The 14,389-nt window shown below is 32.0% G+C and carries 13 protein-coding genes; 7 read left to right on the forward strand and 6 right to left on the reverse strand.

Annotation, left to right across the window (positions count from 1 at the left end; genetic code table 11):
- Nucleotides 1-85 precede the first annotated feature (85 nt).
- Nucleotides 86-715 carry a carbonic anhydrase family protein gene (locus LCI24_RS00355; RefSeq protein ID WP_274638645.1) on the forward strand — a complete coding sequence of 210 codons (630 nt, stop codon included), beginning with the start codon at nucleotides 86-88 and terminating at the stop codon, nucleotides 713-715.
- A 140-nt stretch (nucleotides 716-855) separates the two neighbouring features.
- Nucleotides 856-1,482 carry a carbonic anhydrase gene (locus LCI24_RS00360; RefSeq protein ID WP_274638646.1) on the forward strand — a complete coding sequence of 209 codons (627 nt, stop codon included), beginning with the start codon at nucleotides 856-858 and terminating at the stop codon, nucleotides 1,480-1,482.
- Between the two features lie 30 nt (nucleotides 1,483-1,512).
- On the opposite strand, the gene LCI24_RS00365 is transcribed toward LCI24_RS00360, so the two are convergent.
- Nucleotides 1,513-2,043 carry a CvpA family protein gene (locus LCI24_RS00365; protein ID WP_274638647.1) on the reverse strand — a complete coding sequence of 177 codons (531 nt, stop codon included), beginning with the start codon at nucleotides 2,041-2,043 and terminating at the stop codon, nucleotides 1,513-1,515.
- Between the two features lie 82 nt (nucleotides 2,044-2,125).
- Between LCI24_RS00365 and LCI24_RS00370 the strand changes: the two genes are divergently transcribed.
- Nucleotides 2,126-2,482 carry a hypothetical protein gene (locus LCI24_RS00370; protein WP_274638648.1) on the forward strand — a complete coding sequence of 119 codons (357 nt, stop codon included), beginning with the start codon at nucleotides 2,126-2,128 and terminating at the stop codon, nucleotides 2,480-2,482.
- On the opposite strand, the gene LCI24_RS00375 is transcribed toward LCI24_RS00370, so the two are convergent.
- Nucleotides 2,479-3,273 carry an SDR family oxidoreductase gene (locus LCI24_RS00375; protein WP_274638649.1) on the reverse strand — a complete coding sequence of 265 codons (795 nt, stop codon included), beginning with the start codon at nucleotides 3,271-3,273 and terminating at the stop codon, nucleotides 2,479-2,481. The two genes, LCI24_RS00370 and LCI24_RS00375, sit on opposite strands and share 4 nt — an antisense overlap.
- A 126-nt stretch (nucleotides 3,274-3,399) precedes the next feature.
- Here LCI24_RS00375 and LCI24_RS00380 point away from each other — a divergent pair, with 126 nt between their 5' ends.
- On the forward strand, nucleotides 3,400-4,779 hold the full coding sequence (locus LCI24_RS00380; protein WP_274638650.1) for a TlpA disulfide reductase family protein: 1,380 nt from the start codon (nucleotides 3,400-3,402) through the stop codon (nucleotides 4,777-4,779).
- Between the two features lie 60 nt (nucleotides 4,780-4,839).
- Here LCI24_RS00380 and LCI24_RS00385 read toward each other — a convergent pair whose 3' ends face one another.
- Nucleotides 4,840-5,199 (reverse strand): YraN family protein, encoded by a 360-nt coding sequence (locus tag LCI24_RS00385; protein ID WP_274638651.1) that lies wholly within the window; start codon nucleotides 5,197-5,199, stop codon nucleotides 4,840-4,842.
- Nucleotides 5,200-5,238: 39 nt separating this feature from the next.
- Between LCI24_RS00385 and LCI24_RS00390 the strand changes: the two genes are divergently transcribed.
- Entirely contained in the window at nucleotides 5,239-5,448 is a 210-nt protein-coding gene (locus LCI24_RS00390; protein WP_274638652.1) for a YgaP family membrane protein, read from the forward strand.
- Here the strand turns inward: LCI24_RS00390 and LCI24_RS00395 are convergent.
- Nucleotides 5,445-6,431, reverse strand: a complete 987-nt coding sequence (locus LCI24_RS00395; protein ID WP_274638653.1) for a S66 peptidase family protein — start codon at nucleotides 6,429-6,431, stop codon at nucleotides 5,445-5,447. The two genes, LCI24_RS00390 and LCI24_RS00395, sit on opposite strands and share 4 nt — an antisense overlap.
- A gap of 44 nt (nucleotides 6,432-6,475) precedes the next feature.
- Here LCI24_RS00395 and metG point away from each other — a divergent pair, with 44 nt between their 5' ends.
- On the forward strand, nucleotides 6,476-8,602 hold the full coding sequence (gene metG, locus LCI24_RS00400) for a methionine--tRNA ligase (RefSeq protein WP_338001110.1): 2,127 nt from the start codon (nucleotides 6,476-6,478) through the stop codon (nucleotides 8,600-8,602).
- Between the two features lie 47 nt (nucleotides 8,603-8,649).
- Here the strand turns inward: metG and LCI24_RS00405 are convergent, their stop codons facing one another.
- Nucleotides 8,650-9,270 (reverse strand): 2OG-Fe(II) oxygenase, encoded by a 621-nt coding sequence (locus LCI24_RS00405; RefSeq protein ID WP_274638655.1) that lies wholly within the window; start codon nucleotides 9,268-9,270, stop codon nucleotides 8,650-8,652.
- A gap of 92 nt (nucleotides 9,271-9,362) precedes the next feature.
- On the opposite strand from LCI24_RS00405, the gene LCI24_RS00410 reads away from it, so the two are divergent.
- A complete protein-coding gene (locus LCI24_RS00410) occupies nucleotides 9,363-11,486 on the forward strand; it encodes a Tex family protein (RefSeq protein WP_274638656.1) in 2,124 nt (707 codons plus the stop codon).
- Nucleotides 11,487-11,540: 54 nt separating this feature from the next.
- Here the strand turns inward: LCI24_RS00410 and LCI24_RS00415 are convergent, their stop codons facing one another.
- Entirely contained in the window at nucleotides 11,541-14,387 is a 2,847-nt protein-coding gene (locus LCI24_RS00415; protein ID WP_274638657.1) for a TonB-dependent receptor, read from the reverse strand.
- Nucleotides 14,388-14,389 lie beyond the last annotated feature (2 nt).

The following is a 14,389-nucleotide window of genomic DNA, read 5'->3' on the forward strand; positions in this document are numbered from 1 at the left end:
TTAAAATACTTTACCAACAATATTCTTAAATGTGTATTGTTAGTAATAATAAAAACGATATAAATAACTTATAAAAATATATACAATGAAAGCGCACACTAAAGAAACTCAAGCTACAATGACTCCTGAAAAGTCATTACAATATTTAAAAGAAGGAAACCAAAGATTTCAAAACAACTTAAAAGCTAATCGTAATTTATTAGAACAAGTTAACGATACAAGAGAAGGGCAATTCCCTTTTGCTACAATTTTAAGCTGTATCGATTCAAGAGTTTCTGCTGAATTAGTTTTTGACCAAGGTTTAGGAGATATTTTTAGTGCAAGAATTGCTGGTAACTTTGTAAACGAAGATATTTTGGGTAGTATGGAGTTTGCTTGTAAATTAGCTGGTACTAAATTAATCGTTGTCTTAGGACATACTAGTTGTGGAGCAGTTAAAGGAGCTTGTGATAATGCTCAGTTAGGTAACTTAACTAAAATGTTAAGTAAAATTAAGCCAGCTGTAGAAGCTGTAACAGAACCTAAAGATGAAAGTTTAAGAAACTCATCTAATCTAGAATTTGTAAATAATGTTGCAGAAAAAAACGTACAATTAACTATTGATAGAATATTAAATGAAAGCGATGTATTAGCCGAAATGCATAAAAATGGTGAAATTATGATTGTTGGAGCTATGTATGATATCAAAGACGGCTCTGTTACTTTTTATGAATAAAAAACATCCTCTATAATTATTATTATAAAGAGAATCTAAATCTAGTTTTAGGTTCTCTTTTTTTATTAACTTCGGTAATTATATTGCTTAATCCGGAAAGCAACTGTAAAAGACTCTTCCAACAAACAATTTATATATTAATGAATCTATCTAAAATTTTTGAAAACAATAAAGAGTGGGTAAAAAACAAACTCTCTACCAATAAAGATTATTTTAAAAAATTAAATGAAGGACAAAGTCCTGATTTGCTGTACATAGGTTGTTCTGACAGTAGAGTTTCCGCAGAAGATTTGATGGGTTCAAGTCCTGGTGAAGTTTTTGTACATAGAAACATTGCTAATATGGTACCTGCAATTGACTTAAATTCTGCTTCAGTAATTGAATATGCTGTTGAACATTTAAAAGTAAACCATATTGTTGTTTGTGGTCACTATTCTTGTGGTGGAGTTAAAGCCGCAATGCAATCTGCCGATTTAGGTTTGTTAAATCCTTGGTTACGTTATATAAGAGATGTATATCGCTTACATAAAGATGAGTTAAATAAAATAGAAGACGAAGATGCTCGTTACGATCGTTTGGTAGATTTAAACGTGCAAGAACAATGTGTTAACCTTATTAAAACTGCCGCTGTGCAAAAAGCTTACAGAGATAGAGGCTTAAAGGTACACGGTTGGGTTTTTGATATTAAAACAGGGAACCTCATCGATTTAAATATCGATTTTGAACACATCTTAGAAGATATTATGGAGATTTACCATTTAGACTAAAAAAAAGCGGATAAAAAATTATCCGCTTTTTTATATTGTTAGTTGTATCTCTTTGCTGTTATCATTCTCTTGCTCTTCCTCGTCTTTTATAATTGAAGGAAAAATTGTTGGAGCAATCTTTTTTACTGGTTTAAATAAAATAGATTCTTCTAAACTCTCCTCCTTTACAAACGGAATAGTATCATTCATTTTTCCGAAGAAAATAAAAATTACGCTTAAAATTAACCCAATTTTTAAAGCCCCAAAAACACCTCCTAAAATTTTGTTCAAAATTCCTAAAGCAGCAAAATCAGCTATTTTGGTTAAAATTTTTCCTAATAGTGCTATTGCTACAATTATTACCACAAAAGTTCCTGCAAAAGCCGCCAAAGAAATATACTTTTCATCCCATGTAACACTGTCTTTTAACCAATCTCCAATAAAGTATGAAAAGTGGATAGCTCCATAAACTCCTGCAACCAAAGCTACTAAAGAAGCAACCTCTACAAACAACCCTTTCATTAAACCTCTTACAAAGCCAAAAAGTAGTAATGCAGCAATAATAATATCAAAAGTATTCATAAATATAAAAGCGTTCTACTGTAAAAATCTATGCTCAAATATACGTAACTCATTTGTATCTTTGCTTTCTCAAAAAACACAAATGACAAAAGAAGCCAACTTAAAAGAAAAATGGGATTTTGTAATAACTCAATTATCACAACAATTTGCTGATGGAGATGATCTCAATATTGATGGAGTTATTTATTTAATTGGTGTTCAAGAATTAGGACAAGGACATCGTAAGTTTAAAAAAGACGAAAAGGTAAACCTTATGCATATTGCTATTTGTAAGCTATTAGAACCTTACGGATACTATGAATTCGATTTTTTTGATAATGATGGGTGGCCCCATTATAAAACTCTAACTGAATTACCTAATTTAAAACCTGGTGAGCAATCAGTTTTAATGAAAGAAGCTATTATTAATTATTTTGAAGTAATTAACTTTTTTGATTAGGTAACACTTAGCTTCCTGATCATTTTTGATAATAACTTAGGGAAAAAGCGCTTAGTATATACACCTAGCTTTTCTTTCACCCCTGCTATATAAACTTCTTCTTTTCTGTTTTTTATAGCTTTTAGCATAAATTCAGCAAACCTATCTGGATGTATTCCATTAGCTGTGGCTGTATCCATGGTATTTTGTGGAGTACCATTTCCTGTTAATGCGTTTTTTGACACATTTGTAGTTACAAAGCCTGGGCAAACTAACGTAACAGCAATATTATCTTTATAATGTTCTGCTCTCAAACTATCAAAAAAACCATGCAAAGCATGTTTCGTGGCAGCATAAGTAGAACGTAATGGAGTTCCTATTTTTCCAACAATACTTGTAGTTACAACAAAGTGTCCCGATTTCTTTTCAATAAAATGAGGTAGTAAAGCTTTTGTTAATGAAACTGTTCCTAAATAATTAATATCCATTAAACGTTTATCTACTTTTATTGATGTATCTTTTACTAATGATCTCTGACTTATCCCTCCGTTATTTACTAAAACATCAACTCTTCCAAAAAATGAAATAGCTTTAGTTACCTTCTCTGGTAGGTTTTCATAATCTTCTAAATCTAAAGGTAAAATCATAACATTTTCAGGAACTTTGCAAAGTTTTTTCACTTCTCTTAAAAAGCTTTCATTTCTTGAAGATATAATTAACTTTGCTCCATAATTAGATAACGCAACAGCTAGAGATTTACCAATTCCTGAAGAAGCGCCAGTTACCCAAAATATTTGTTCTTTAAAGTTCATGTTTTCAAATAATTAAAAAATCGTTTGTAAAATACATAAGAAAAAATAAAAGTGGTACACTTCTTGGATAGAAGTTCGTAAATGACTAGTTTTAAAACCTTATTAATAACCCTTTAAAATATTATGATGAAAAAATTACTGGCTCTATTAATATTCACCACATCACTTGTAAATGCTCAGTACACAGTTAAAGGTACTATGACCCCTCCAGACAAAGGAGATTGGGTTATTTTATATAAAATTGAAGGAGCAAAGCAAAAGTTCCTTGCAAATACTACCATTAAATTTGACACTGTTGCAATAAATGGTGAAAAACAAGTTTTAGGAAAGTTTAGTTTTGAACTACCTAACACAGCAACTTCTGGAGCCTACAGAGCTACCTATAGAAATACGGGTGCTGGTTTTGTTGATTTTTTCTTCAATAAAGAAAATGTTGAGTTTGTTTTCAATCCAAAATACCCTGATCAGTCAGTTCTTTTTACTAGTTCTAGAGAAAACAAACTATACAATGAATACTTACAAGCATACAACGCCGTACAAAAAAAGATAGATTCTTTACAAGCTTCTTATATAGAAACTGAATCAAGAGATGCGAAAAAAGCTTATAAGAAAGAGCTTAAAGAACTTGAAGACGTACAAGAAACTTATGAAAACAAATCTCAAGGAATGTTAGTAAATAGTTTTATAAAAGCTTCACGCAGATATAATTCATACAATCCTCATGATAATCTACAAGACTATTTATCTGCTACTAGCGAAAACTTTTTTGAGTACGTTGACTTTAAAAGTGATGAATTATACAACTCTTCTTTTTTAATTGATAGAATTAACGATTATGTTTTCTATTTAAACTATTCTGAAGATAAAAAAGTTCAACAAAAACTTATTAAGGAATCTATTACCACCGTTATGAAGAAAATTTCTTCTGACAAATTAGAAAAAGCAGTAATTGATTATTTAATTAGCGCACTTACTGATAAGCGTAACGGACCAGCTGTGGATTGGATGTTTGCTGAATATTATGACAAACTTCCAGCTAAAGATCAAGACGCTGATTTTAAAAAGGAAAAATTAGACATCTTACTTGCAACTGTAGGTAGAGTAGCTCCTGATTTTTCTTGGAAAGAAGATGGTCAAGAATATAAATTATCAACATTAAACGATGGTAATAAGTATTTACTAGTATTCTGGAGTACTGGTTGTCCACACTGTGTAAAAGAAATTCCTGAACTTTATAAGTTTATGCAAACTCATAAAGAAGTATCTGTAGTTTCTTTTGGTATTGAAAATGAAGAAAACGAATGGGATGAGTTTGTTAAAAACTTACCTGGATGGCATAATGCTATCGGAACGCATCCTGAGTATAAGTTTGATAACGAAACAGTAAAAAAGTATAACTTACTTGGTACACCTTCTTATTTTGTATTAGACAAAGACAAGAACATTATTGCAATGCCTGACCATGAAGAAGATGTAGAAAAATACTTTAACGGTGACAACGAATAGTTTACTATTTTGTATAAACAACATAAAAAAAGCCCAACAAATTTGTTGGGCTTTTTCTTTTTAAAAATACAAAAATGCATCTTCAATATGTTCTATTATAAACTCATTTCCTTGTTTAACAATTGCGATAATGTCAAATCGAATCTCTACATCTAAATCATTTTTTGTAACATAATTATCAATAGCAGTTACTAATAGTTTTATTTTCTTCGGATTTACAAAATCTTGTGGGTTTCCAAAGTAAGCTGTTGATCTTGTTTTAACTTCTACAACAGCTAAAGTTTCTTCCTTTTGAGCAATAATATCAACCTCAGCTTTTTGAAATCGGTAGTTTTTTTCAACAATAGTATACCCTTTCTCTATAAGAGAATCTATTGCTAATTGCTCTCCTTTCTTACCAAGTTCATTGTGTTGTGCCATTTAAAAACCTATATTTGAGTAACCTTAAATCTTTTTATCATGAAAAAAAACATGGGAAACACCGATAAAGCTATTAGAACTTTAATCGCTCTAATTATAGCTGCGCTGTCTTACTTTGAATTTATTACAGGAATTTTTGGTAATATCTTACTTGTACTAGCAATTATACTTTTAGTTACTAGCTTGATAAATTTTTGCCCGTTATACAAGTTATTAGGAATTAACACATGTAAAACAAAAAACAATTAATTAAATTCTAACAAGCACTGCTTATTCTTACTTATCGATAATTTAACTTCTCTACCCATTATCAATGCTCTATTATCTGGTTCGTGACCTGCAGGAAAATCAAACAATACAGGAATACCTTTAGGAACAACCTCTAAAATTAATTGTTCTATAGAGCTTCCCCATGGAGTTGTATTTCTCTTAATTTTAGTCATATCACCAACAACAATCGCTTTAACTTTTGTGAAATATCCAGCACGTTTTAAGCTTTGTAACATTCTATCAATTGAATACTTGTATTCACCTATTTCTTCTATAAATAAAACTTTCCCGTCTGTAGAAAGTTGACTATCTGACCCTAGCATAGAAGCCAAAATAGCAATATTACCTCCAACTAACTCTCCTGAAACCTCTCCTATCCTATTCTTTTTTGAAGCAGGAATCTCATAACTCAATTTTTCTCCAAACAATGCTTTCTTAAAAGTTGCAATGGTTTCTACTATATCATCAGAACTTTCTTCCATACTTGTACCCATCATAGCATGTAAGGTTTCTACTCCTAAGTTATGAATATGGTTATGAAACGCTGTAATATCAGAATAACCAATAACCCATTTAGGGTGTTTTTTAAACTTAGTAAAATCCAATTTATCTAAAATTCTCACAGAACCATATCCTCCACGTGCACTCCAAATCGCCTTAATACTAGGATTATCTAACGCATCTTGAAAATCTTGACATCGCTCTTCATCGGTACCAGCAAAATGATCATTCTGATTAAACATATGTTTACCATATACCACTTTCAGCCCCCAACTTTCTGCTAACTTTTTAGCTTTATCAATAGTGGGCTTACGATTCTTTAAAATTCCAGCAGGAGCAACAATTGCAATAGTATCTCCCTTTTGCAAATATGGTGGTGTAGTTAACTTCATAGTTTCATTTTGCGCGTAGACTGATGTAATTATCAGTAAAAAAAATAAGATGAAAATTCTTTTTTCCATAAACAAGTCTCTTTTCTTGATCTTAAAGGTTTAAAATCCATCAAATGTACCTAATTTATAACAGTATAAAAAATTGCTTTTTCGTACTTTTGCGCTTTAATTTTAGTAGAAAAAACATGAGTACACCAAAAAGATATACAATTACAGCAGCATTACCTTATACAAATGGACCAATTCATATTGGACATTTAGCAGGTGTATATGTTCCTGGAGATATTTATGCACGTTACCTGCGTCAAAAAGGAAAAGACGTAGCCTATATTTGTGGTTCTGATGAACACGGAGTTGCAATACCCATGCGTGCTAAAAAAGAAGGTGTTACTCCGCAAGATATTATTGATAAGTATAACGGAATCATTAAAAAATCATTTGAAGATTTCGGTATTTCTTTCGATAACTATTCTCGTACTTCAGCTGAAATTCATCATAAAACAGCTTCTGATTTCTTCACGAAGTTATACAACGATGGTGAGTTTACTGAAGAAGTTACCCAACAACTATATGATGAAGAGGCAAATCAGTTTTTAGCAGATCGTTTTGTGATTGGTACATGCCCTAAATGTGGAAACGAAGAAAGTTATGGAGACCAATGTGAAAAATGTGGTACAAGTCATAATGCTACTGATTTAATTAATCCTAAATCAGCCATTACTGGAAATGTTCCTACCTTAAAAGAAACTAAACACTGGTTTTTACCATTAGATAAACATGAAGCTTTTTTACGTGAGTGGATTTTAGAAAGCCATAAAAATGACTGGAAACCAAATGTATTAGGACAATGTAAATCTTGGATTGATGACGGTTTGCGTCCGCGTGCAGTAACCCGTGATTTAGATTGGGGTATTCCTGTACCTGTTGAAGGTGCTGATGGAAAAGTATTATATGTATGGTTCGACGCTCCTATTGGTTACATCTCTTCTACTAAAGAATGGGCAGAACGTGAAGGTAAAAATTGGGAAGATTACTGGAAAAAAGATGATACTAAATTAGTCCACTTTATTGGTAAAGATAATATTGTATTTCATTGTATTATTTTCCCTGCAATGCTAAAGGCGCATGGCGACTTTATTCTACCAGATAATGTACCAGCAAATGAGTTCTTAAATTTAGAAGGAAATAAGCTATCGACTTCTAAAAACTGGGCGGTTTGGTTACATGAATATTTAGAAGAATTTCCTAATCAGCAAGATGTATTGCGTTATACCTTAACAGCCAATGCTCCTGAAAATAAAGACAACGATTTTACTTGGAAAGATTTTCAAGCAAAAAACAATAACGAGTTAGTTGCTATTTTTGGAAATTTCATCAATCGTGTGGTAGTATTAACAAACAAATACTACAACGGGCAGGTACCACCTGCAGGGGAATTCTCAGAAATTGACAAAGACACTTTAGAGCAATTAAAACAGTTCCCTGATATAATTGCTAAATCTATAGAACGTTATCGTTTTAGAGAAGCTTCTCAAGAAATGATGAATTTAGCTCGCTTAGGTAACAAATATTTAGCTGATGAAGAGCCTTGGAAAGTAATTAAAGAAGATGAAGAACGTACAAAAACAATTATGTATGTAGCTTTACAAATTGCAGCTGGTTTAGCAGTATTATCAGAGCCTTTTTTACCGTTTACCTCAAGTAAATTAAAGTCTATTTTAAATATTGATAACAATCTTTCTTGGAATGATGTTACTGAAAAAGACATTTTATTACCAGCAGATCATCAAATTAATAAAGCTGAATTACTGTTTTCTAAAATTGAAGATAAAACTATTCAAGCACAATTAGATAAGCTAGAAGCTACCAAGAAAGCAAACGAAGCAGCTAACAAAGTAGTAGAACCTCAAAAAGAGACTATTCAGTTTGATGATTTCACCAAAATGGATATTCGAGTAGGAACTATTGTTGCTGCTGAAAAAGTAGCTAAAACAAAAAAACTACTTAAACTTACCGTAGATGTAGGTATTGACACACGTACTATTGTTTCTGGAATTGCTGAAAGTTTTAAACCAGAAGAAATCGTAGGTCAGCAAGTATCTGTACTATGTAATTTAGCTCCAAGAAAATTACGTGGTGTAGAAAGCCAAGGAATGATTTTAATGACAGATACTCCTGATGGTAAATTAGCTTTTGTTCAACCTTCTGAAAAGGTGAATAACGGAGAGTTTATTGCTTAAAATATATTTACAAACTAAAAAACCTCGCAAATTGCGAGGTTTTTAGTTTACACATTCTTTAACCAACCTACGATACTTAAGCGAGGTCTTGTCAACGCTACTTTTACCTCGTGTTCGGTTACATCACTCTTAAAAAAAGCAACCCTTCCTCCAATTGGTAAAATGGTTTCTGTCTTTTCTTTAGCATAAAGTACTAATTCTCCTCCGTCATCAGTATTCCATTCATCATTTAAATACATGACGAATGAAAATAATCTTCCATTATCGGTTTGGAATTGATCTATATGACGTTTGTAAAAACTACCGATATCGTAATACGCATAATGAAACTCAAAAGCATTGATACTCGAATAACACGTTTTGTTCAAATAATCGGAAAACTCATTCATTTTCTGGATGAATATTTTTTCTAAATCATCTTCTGTTTTTTCGTTTATCCAACAAATAACATCCCGTCTTATCTCTTTGTCTTTTGTATAATCGGAGTCTTTTCCAATACCCGCTCTATACATGGTTCCTTCTTCATAATGTTGCATTAAATTATTCCGAAGTCCTGCTATCAAATCAGCAGAAAAAAAATCATCACAAACTCCAAACTCGTTGGAAATTAAGCCAGTAATCAACCGTTCATACTGTCGCTTATGCAATTCATTTACAATTGTTTGCATTAATAAATTTACAATTAGACTAACCGCGAAAGATAGTCTAAAAACATATAGATTGTATACCCCCGAATAAAAATTTATATTTGTTTTATTTTATGAATTTACTATCCTTTATAGGTTCTCACACCAACCTTTCTTCAACCGCTATTCAAAGTACTATTGAACTATTAAATGAAGATTGCACCATTCCTTTTATTGCTCGTTACCGAAAAGAAAAAACAGGGAATTTAGATGAAGTTGAAATCGGTCAAATTGTACAACTAAAGGGACAGTTTGAAACATTAGAAAAACGAAAATCCGCAATTTTAAAGGCTATTAAAGAACAAGATGCCTTGACTGATGAGTTAAAAGCAAAAATTGAAAAGACAGATGATTTAACCACTTTGGAAGACATTTACCTTCCGTATAAAAAGAAACGAAAAACTAAAGCAGAAACGGCTCGTAAAAACGGTTTAGAACCTTTGGCGAAGATGATTATGAGTCAACGTGTAAACGATTTAGACTACACAGCTTCAAAATATGTAAGTAATGAAATTGAATCTGAAGAAAAAGCTTTAGAAGGTGCTCGCCATATTATTGCGGAATGGATTAATGAACGAACTGATATCCGTAATAACATTCGTTATCAATTAGAACGTTTTGCTACGATTGCGACTAAAGTTGTTAAAACTAAAAAAGAAGACGAAGCTGCACAAAAATTTAAAGATTACTTCGATTGGGAAGAAAACCTAAGTCGAATTCCCTCTCATCGATTATTAGCTATTTTACGAGCAGAAAAAGAAGATATTATTCGCGTCAAAATTAGTATAGATGACGAACGAGCACTTCAAAAAATGGAAGACAGAATCATTCGTTCACGTAACGAGTGTGCTGAACAAATTGAACTGGCTATTTCTGATGCATACAAACGTTTGTTATTCCCTGCACTATCAAACGAAGCTTTATCCACTGCCAAAGAAAAAGCAGATGAAAGTGCCATTAAAGTATTCGCTAAAAACCTACAACAATTATTATTAGGTTCTCCTTTGGGTGAGAAACGAATTTTAGCTATCGACCCTGGATTTAGAACAGGATGTAAAATAGTTTGCTTAAATGCTCAAGGAGATTTACTACATAATGAAACTATTTTTCCACATGCACCACAACATCAGTCTAAAGAAGCAATGAACAAACTTAACTCATTGGCAGATGCTTATAAAATTGAAGCTATTGCGATTGGTAACGGTACTGCTTCTAGAGAGACTGAGCAGTTAGTAAAACGTGTGTATTTTAAAAACCCTGTAGAAGTATTTATAGTAAGCGAAGCAGGAGCATCTATTTATTCTGCTTCAAAAATTGCACGAGATGAATTTCCTAATTATGATGTAACGGTTCGTGGAGCTGTTTCTATTGGACGTCGATTAGCTGACCCTTTGGCTGAATTGGTAAAGATTGAAGCAAAATCAATTGGCGTTGGGCAATATCAACATGATGTAGATCAAACACAACTAAAAAAATCGTTAGATACCGTAGTTGAACACTGTGTAAACAAAGTAGGTGTTAATATTAACACTGCTAGTGCCTCGTTGCTAAGTTATGTTTCAGGAATTGGGCCTAAGTTAGCTGAAAACATTGTGAATTATAGAAACGAAAACGGGGCTTTTACCAATAGAACAGCAATAAATAAAGTCCCTCGTTTAGGCGGAAAAGCCTTTGAACAATCGGCTGGATTTTTGCGAATTAAAAATGGAGACAATCCTTTAGATGATTCAGCTGTACACCCAGAGCGCTATACTTTAGTAAAACAAATAGCAAAAGATGTAGGTAAAAAAGTGGATGATTTAATTGGAAACTCTTCCGTATTAAAACAAATTAACTTACAACAATACGTAACTAATTCTTACGGACTACCTACCCTCCAAGATATTGTAAAAGAATTGGAAAAACCAGGATTAGACCCTCGAGAAAAAGCCAAAGCTTTTAGCTTTAACGAACATATTAAAACGATTGATGATGTACGTACAGGTATGATACTACCCGGAATTGTAAATAATATTACCAATTTTGGTTGTTTTGTTGATATTGGAATTAAAGAAAGTGGTTTAGTACATGTTTCTAATCTTGCTAATACATTCGTACAAGATGTTAATGAGCATGTATGCTTGCATCAACATGTACAAGTTAAAGTATTAGAGGTTGATGTTACAAGAAAGCGTATTCAATTAAGCATGAATTATTAAATAACAAAAGCGAGCTAATTAATTAGCTCGCTTTTGTTTTATATGAATAACTTCTTAGTTATTAATTACCCAAGATATATAGTATAGTTGTCCAACTTTTCCTGATCCAGGGGCAACATAATACTCTTTTCCAAATAAGTTTGTTCCTCCAACTTTAATTCTAGACTTAATTGATGGAATTCTATAGTTTAACTGTGCATCAATTACTGTTCTTTCAGCAACATCTCCTTTTACAAAATTTGAAACCCATCTATATTTGTCTTGCCATCTTGCACTTACTCCAAAACCAAAATTATTAAAAAGATTTTCGTTACCAAACTGTGCCTTTACAGTATGCTTTGGTGTATTAAAGTTAGGTTCAAATAATCCATAATCTTTATCCTCATATGTGAAATCAATAAAGTTGTAGTTAAGACCAAAATCAAAATTGCTAAATAATTTTGTATGCATTCCAAAACCAAAACCATATGATTCTACCTGTGATTTAGCATTCGTCATAATGTTAAACTCTCTTCCTAAAGCTCCATATTCTGAAAACATTGTTTGAGTTGCTTCATCATCAAGAACAACAACACCATCTACAATATACCCATATTTATTTTGAGGCTCTTCTAATTCAGCTTCTGTTGCTTTTCTATTTCCATAAGGATACACTTCTCCTCCATTTAATACAAATATATCTTGTGTAAATACAAAGTTATCATGTCTACTGTAAAAAGCATTAACATCTACATCTACATTTGTTTCATTGTTTAAACGAAACATGCTTCTGTACCCTAACTCAATTGTTTTTACAACTTCAGGCACCAATTCTTTATAATCTGACTTTAAAAAAGTAGGGTTTTCACTAAAAACACTCTTGGTTAATAGTGCATTATTAAGAAGTTCCTTTCCTTCTACCGTTCTAGTATCATAAACATATTCGTCATTCTGTTCATCCCATCTTTTATAGTAACTATCTGGATAAGATATGCGACTTAAATTATCTCCTATAGCCCCAACGTTAGTTTTTAATCCTGCCTCAAAAAACATATACTGTTCTTGTATACTTGGGTTACGGAAACCTGTTTGGTATGATGCCCTTAACACATGGTTTTTCTCTTCACCTAACGCATAATTTACAGCTAGCCTAGGAGAAAAGTTCCCTTCAAAATTATCAGATTCGTCATAACGAATAGACCCTGTCAATTTTAATCTTTCTTCAAAAAATTTCTTTTGAATCTGTGTATATACCCCATACTCCTCTATACTAACTTTTTCCTCTTTATCATTAAACAAAGTCCCTTTAGAGTTTGGATTATACTCACGGTAAGAAGCTCCTACTTGTAAATCAGCCCAGTCGTTTAATAGTCTTTTAAAATTGTAGTTACCATCTAAATGAGTATAAGAACTTTTTTCATAAATCTTACTTCCTCCATCAGATATCAATGTTCCTGTTATTTTATTAAACTCTTTATTAAACGCACTTGTATTTGGCAACAATCTATTTCTGTCTGCGAAAGCCCTTGCATCTTCTATTGATGTTTCTTCATTGTACCTCTGATCATAAAAATCTTGAGCGTAATCAAACATAGAACTAGCTGCATCATTTAAAGCATTTCCTGTTCTTGTTAAATCATAAGAATTCCCAGAATCATTCCCTGTATAGTACCCTCTTATGTAAAAATCATTCCCTTTTACCTCTAATTTATGTTGTCCAATAAAGTAATTACGTTGAGCTAACCTACTTGTTCCTTGAAAAAGGTTATCACGTAATGATAATCTTGAAGTTAGTTGAATCTCTAATGATTCATCTTTAAAAGGTCTGAAATATAAAGACCCTGAAAACCTAGCATTTTTCGATTTAAAATTATTTCTAACAAGCTCCGCTTCTGTATACCCCGTTCTTCTTAAAAGAGTACCCCAATCAATATTACTATCATCAAGGCTTAAATCTCGAAAACTTTCATCTCCATAGGTATTTACTCCATCATAATTAATAGGGTCTTTTGTTCCTTCTATTACCTCGTTAGTATCAATTTCTTTATTTCTTAAGTCATTCGCATGCCATTCTTCAGCTTCATAGTATGAAAAGTTAACTTTTGCGGCAAAAACATCATTAAACTTATATCCCATTCTTACTGCAACATCATAAAAAGGATTGTTTCCTCCAGCCTCTTGACTTGTATAACCACTTTTAAACATAGTCGTTATTCCAGTATGATCAAAAGGATTTTTGGTATTCATAAGCATAATACCATTATAGGCATTGGCTCCATATAATGCAGAAGATGCTCCTGGTAAAATTTCAACACTTTGGATATCCAGTTCAGAAACTCCAGAAAAATTCCCTGTACTATAACTCAATGCTTGTGCTGCTGTATCCATTCCGTCAATCATTTGCACAAAACGTGTGTTAGCAAAATCAGCAAACCCTCTAGTATTTATTGATTTAAAACCATAACTACCTTCTCTAGAATTAATTCCTTTTAAATTAGTTAACCCATCGTAAAAAGAGTTAGAAGTGTTCTTTCTTATATCAGCAAGACCTAATCTTTCAACTGTTACTGGAGATTCTATAATTCTTTCAGGAACTCTTGAAGCAGAAATAATTACTTGATCTAATAACAAGTTTTCTTTTAGAACTACGTTTACCCTTTTTTCAAAAGATATAACCGATACCTCTTCTGTTTTAAAACCAAAAGCAGAAACTGTTAATGTTTGAGGTAACGTATTGCTTGATAAAACGATTGTAAAATTTCCTTCCTCGTCCGAAACGGCAAAGTTATCACCACTTGAAATTTTTGCATTGTAAAACGGCTCTAAATATTCATCGTATACAGAACCTGATATTTTTACCTGCGCATAACTTGTTATAGCAGCTAAGGTAAAAACAATCATTACTAATTGTTTTTGTAACATTT

Source organism: Tenacibaculum larymnensis, from assembly GCF_028829235.1.
In the GTDB taxonomy this organism is placed as follows: domain Bacteria; phylum Bacteroidota; class Bacteroidia; order Flavobacteriales; family Flavobacteriaceae; genus Polaribacter; species Polaribacter larymnensis.

Bases quoted from the DNA above. Each gene is read 5' to 3' on its own strand.
- LCI24_RS00355 (WP_274638645.1), top strand. From the start codon at position 86: ATGAAAGCGCACACTAAAGAAACTCAAGCTACAATGACTCCTGAAAAG.
- LCI24_RS00360 (WP_274638646.1), top strand. From the start codon at position 856: ATGAATCTATCTAAAATTTTTGAAAACAATAAAGAGTGGGTAAAAAAC.
- LCI24_RS00365 (WP_274638647.1), bottom strand. From the start codon at position 2,043: ATGAATACTTTTGATATTATTATTGCTGCATTACTACTTTTTGGCTTT.
- LCI24_RS00370 (WP_274638648.1), top strand. From the start codon at position 2,126: ATGACAAAAGAAGCCAACTTAAAAGAAAAATGGGATTTTGTAATAACT.
- LCI24_RS00375 (WP_274638649.1), bottom strand. From the start codon at position 3,273: ATGAACTTTAAAGAACAAATATTTTGGGTAACTGGCGCTTCTTCAGGA.
- LCI24_RS00380 (WP_274638650.1), top strand. From the start codon at position 3,400: ATGAAAAAATTACTGGCTCTATTAATATTCACCACATCACTTGTAAAT.
- LCI24_RS00385 (WP_274638651.1), bottom strand. From the start codon at position 5,199: ATGGCACAACACAATGAACTTGGTAAGAAAGGAGAGCAATTAGCAATA.
- LCI24_RS00390 (WP_274638652.1), top strand. From the start codon at position 5,239: ATGAAAAAAAACATGGGAAACACCGATAAAGCTATTAGAACTTTAATC.
- LCI24_RS00395 (WP_274638653.1), bottom strand. From the start codon at position 6,431: ATGGAAAAAAGAATTTTCATCTTATTTTTTTTACTGATAATTACATCA.
- metG (WP_338001110.1), top strand. From the start codon at position 6,476: ATGTACCTAATTTATAACAGTATAAAAAATTGCTTTTTCGTACTTTTG.
- LCI24_RS00405 (WP_274638655.1), bottom strand. From the start codon at position 9,270: ATGCAAACAATTGTAAATGAATTGCATAAGCGACAGTATGAACGGTTG.
- LCI24_RS00410 (WP_274638656.1), top strand. From the start codon at position 9,363: ATGAATTTACTATCCTTTATAGGTTCTCACACCAACCTTTCTTCAACC.
- LCI24_RS00415 (WP_274638657.1), bottom strand. From the start codon at position 14,387: ATGTTACAAAAACAATTAGTAATGATTGTTTTTACCTTAGCTGCTATA.